The organism is Planktothrix sp. FACHB-1355 (assembly GCF_014748295.1).
Classification (GTDB): domain Bacteria; phylum Cyanobacteriota; class Cyanobacteriia; order Cyanobacteriales; family Aerosakkonemataceae; genus Aerosakkonema; species Aerosakkonema funiforme_A.
In genome coordinates, this window is sequence record NZ_JACJUP010000547.1 from 1 (window position 1) to 4,409 (window position 4,409).

The window sequence follows — 4,409 nt, forward strand, 5'->3', positions numbered from 1 at the left end:
AGTGAACAAACGAGCAATGGTGTTAGAAATAACTACATAAACAACCGCCTAGCTAAATTTTTTCTCTGGTAAAACGATACCTTTTGACTGCTAATCCATTTCTGGCTTGTCGAGATTCTATGGCTGATATCACTGCCATAGACAACTCATATTCATCTTCAAACATTTGACCAGCTAATTCATCTTCCTTAATTCTTTGCCATTCGTTTGAAGTTAATAACCTTTGATTGCCGTAAGGCGTTGATCACTAAACCCCATCGCCGTCATCGATCGTCCGGTACTGGCGTTAGACTTTGAAAGTTTTAAACAGAGGGCTAAAGCCAAACCAACTAAAGCAGCGTAAGTTTAATTTATGATGGGAGTATTAGGTCCTTTGGAAACTTATACTAATTTCCCACAATTGATAGGAGTTTCTAATTAAAGATTTTAAGAAGCCTCTATCTCAATTTCATTGAAGGGTAAAAGCAATGTTGATTGGATAAAATCTCTAGTTTCACGCTTGACATAACATGGCGATTGAAGGCAATCTAACAACAATTTATTAGCGTAGCAATATGCTCGTAACATTCCCCATTCTTGCTCGGCATCTAATTGCCAATCATAATCAATATTGCGATATTTACGATTCAAGTCTTTAAGCTTGTCACCCCAAGCACCACTATCATGCTTATACCAATGGTAATATTTATCCCAACAATCGTAAACACCTTCTGGCAATTCTTCATCTAGTTGGATAAGTTCATTCTGGAAATCTTGATTATCAGTCAATGCTATGGCTGAATATAACGCATCAGATAAGGTGTAAAAATTAGTATCGTCAATCGGATGTTTGTTATACATTTCATCAATTTCATAATCCTCATCTCTTTCATAAAGGCTAATAGATGTAAATTCCTCATTTTCAGGGTTCCTGTTAGCAATGCGATTTAACAAAGATGCTTGAGCGCGAGCATGAGCCAAATTAAAATCTAAAGCTAGATTTGGATCGTCAAGAGAAGCACGGAAATTTCCCATACCAAATCCTGAAGCACATCCTTCATAGAAGCTTAACTGAATATTGGAATCTAAAGATTGTAATAGAGCGCTCATCTCTAAAAATTCCCAAGTTGAATCGAGAGGAGAGTTTGTATTATCTAATATGCAGATACCTACAGCTAGACAAATGTAAAATGCTCTAATTGTATTAGGCTGATGAGAGCTAGATATTTGACGAGATTTTTGACTAGCCCAAGTTAACAATTCTTGAATGGTTCTATTCTGTGCGGCTAGATCGATTTGATATTTCATTGATAGCAAAAGCACATCAGCACTTCTTAGCATCTCAGTAGTTAGCAAGAAAACTTCACGCCATTGTTTATAAAAAGCGTATTTGATTAAATTATTCAGAGCCGGATCGTTAAATCCATTTGGATTAGCTTTTGATACAATCTCTTTGGCCGCGAAATACTCGTGAAATGTTAAATGAGAGAATGAATAAACTTCTCTAGCTCGTTCTACTAATAACCCATGCTGCGCCTCAATAGATTTTAATACGGCTTCGCTATCTAGCGCTAAAGCTTCTGGAACTTGAGGAGATTCTGGCAAGTTTTTAATATAAGAAGCTATATATTCCTGCACATCCTGTTGCCTTCAGAAATATTCCCCCTTCTCAAAAGTTATTAAAGCTAAATAGCTAAGTAAATCTTCTTTGCGCGGTACAGAGAGATGTTTATAAGCGCTATCCCGTTCAATAATACGAGTAGCATCCCATTTCCTTAAAAGTGTATGAGTTGCCCTTTTGTATAACTCAGCACGACTATTAGGAAAGTCTCCAGCATCTTCAAATTCAATACATAACAAAGTTAGGAGAAGCGGGTTGTTAGCCAGCTCCTTGATTGATTGGTTCTTTTGGAGGTGTTCCATAAACTGTTGGTCAGAATTAGAGCTATTATTTTTATATGAAAACCACTTACTGACAAAGGTTTGGATTTGTTCTTGGTCGAAATCGGTAACTTCTACATCTGTAAAATGCTCAAATGTATATTCCTTGGCTGCAATTCGGCAAGTTAGGATAAATTTGTTATTAGGGAATCTTTGAGAAATATCACGGATTTCTTTTAAGACGTGGCGATCGTATTCTTGCCGAACTTCATCTAATCCATCTAGCAATAATAGTATCCGTCCTAGCTCAAACAACCGAACTATTTGGTTATTGTCAATGTGGTTATTAGATAATTCCTTACTAATGTAATCGAGTAAACTTATTTTAACATCAGGGTTGGCAAAGTCTTTGAGATATATGAATATGGGTACATAATTATTGAAAATATTTCCTGAAATACATTGAGTTGCTAGATACCTTAAAAAGGTCGTTTTCCCTGCTCCTGGCTTCCCTAAAACCATCAATTTATCATACTTGGTCACTGCCTCTAATCCAGGCACTCTTTCTTGAGCAACTTTAGGAAGTCCTAAGCGTTCAAAATAATTTAATGAAAATTCTTTGGTAAGCTCATCAATGCTTTTTCGTTGTTTATTAGTAATTTTCTCTAGAATATTGACAGTTGTATAAATATGATTGACTTCAATAGGGTACTGCATATCTAATATCCGCATTATTCCACATTTTTGAATAATGCTTGATTGACATCTTTGCCGAATATCTACAACTAGCTGCTCGATTGATTCAGGATTTTGAGGTTCGGATAAATCAGCAACATCTTTTTGATTTAGCTCAAGGATAGTACAGATTTTGATAAAATTTTCTTTCTCAATAGGCTTACTAGAGAAGAAGTTATAGATAGTTGAACTAGATAGTTGAACTTCAATTTCTAATTTTTCCTTAGTCCAACCTTTTAGACCGAGAGCAGCTTCGGCAGTTTTAGAACCTTCACGAGATAATCTCAAAGAACGTTTCGACATAATTAGTTTTCATCTGATTTATGGACTATTTCACTGTAGCAATAAGTTTTACAAGGTTTAGCTAAGAAATCTCTGACTTGTCTGTGACTTATCTCTGACTTATCTCTGACTTATCTTTAAAACGATTATTTTCCTCTCCTAATTGAAGTGGCCCACAAACATAAATAGTCAGACCTGCTTCCAAGGGGATTTTCGACCGAAATTATGGTGCAACTGAAAAGGGTTCAAAATTGTCGGTTCGCGCATAAGTTGAAAAAGAAGCAACGGCAGATATACCCTTTGAGCCACTTCATTCGCACATAAGTTGAAAAAAATCCGGCTCATTCGCGCATAAATTGAAAAAAGTGATGCCAATTCGCAGATAAGTTGAAAAAATCTACAGCCATTCGCAAATAAAGTGAAAAAAAACCATTCCGAAACCGCAGCCAAACAAGTTAGCACCCGTAAACTTTCTTAAACCAAATAGGGTGAGGGTCAAAATCCACAGCACTTTAGGCTACGAGTTTGGCCAAAATCCACCCAATCCCCGCCAGGGTCGTACCCACAACGTATAGACAGATATGGTGTTTCCCAACCCGATAGACTGGCACCGATGCTAGGGTACTGGTGATAGTTTTAACTAAATATTGGCTTGCTTGTACCAATCTTATGCTGGGGTAAGATTAATCAAAACTTCAACAAATCCACCGCTTTTCGTTTCACCTGTTCTCCACGTCTATCATATTTAGAAGTAATTGCTGGGTTAGAGTGTCCTGCTAGCTTTTGGACAGTGACGAGATCGACGCCTGCATCTAATAAATCGGAACAAAAGGTACGGCGAAAATCGTGTGGCGAAAATCTTGTAATCCCTGCATCATTGGCTAGTTTTCTCACAATCAATAATACCGCTTGGGGAGTTAGATGTCTTAGTTCTACTTGTCCCCCTTTCTGAATCGGACACAACAATGCTCCGGCTCTGTGGCCTCTAAAGGTTAGCCAATTGTTGACTAAATCAATGGCTATTTTGGGTAAATAAACCGAGCGGTCTTTGCCACCTTTACCGTTACATATTTCCAATTCGCCAGTCAGGGGATGAAAGTCTTTCAAAGTTAGATTAACCACCTCAGCCCGACGCAATCCCGCACCGCGCAGAATCCCAATTAGCGCCGCATCTCTCGCACCAACGGCACCTCGCTGTTCCTGACAAACTTGGAGTAGTTTAGTAATTTCAGCTCTCGTAAGCGCCCTACCCTTAAGTCCTTTTTCTACCTTGATACTCTTAAAATCTACAGCCTTAGCGTAGTCATTAGCATCAATCAAATCAAGCTTAAATGCTTCATGTAGCACTCGCCGCAGGGCAGATAGCATCTTATTCACCGTCGCCGGGGCAAACTTTTTCATTAGAGTAGTCCGAATCGCCGCCGTATGCTGATAACGCAATGCCGCCCAATCTAGCGTGAGAGCATCGCATTGCCCATCGGTGATGAGTTTGGCAATCGCATTGAGGGCAGGCTCCATCGTGGCTCTCGACC

Annotated in this window: 3 protein-coding genes; all 3 read right to left on the reverse strand. The window is 38.6% G+C overall.

What is annotated here, in order from left to right:
* Positions 1 to 426 precede the first annotated feature (426 nt).
* On the reverse strand, positions 427 to 1,617 hold the full coding sequence (locus H6S82_RS20340) for a hypothetical protein (protein ID WP_190474682.1): 1,191 nt from the start codon (positions 1,615 to 1,617) through the stop codon (positions 427 to 429).
* Positions 1,618 to 1,629: 12 nt separating this feature from the next.
* Entirely contained in the window at positions 1,630 to 2,898 is a 1,269-nt protein-coding gene (locus H6S82_RS20345) for an NACHT domain-containing protein (RefSeq protein ID WP_190474685.1), read from the reverse strand.
* 666 nt (positions 2,899 to 3,564) lie between these two features.
* Positions 3,565 to 4,409, reverse strand: an 845-nt coding sequence (locus H6S82_RS20355) for a site-specific integrase (RefSeq protein ID WP_191056623.1), incomplete at its 5' end; no start/stop codon positions are given.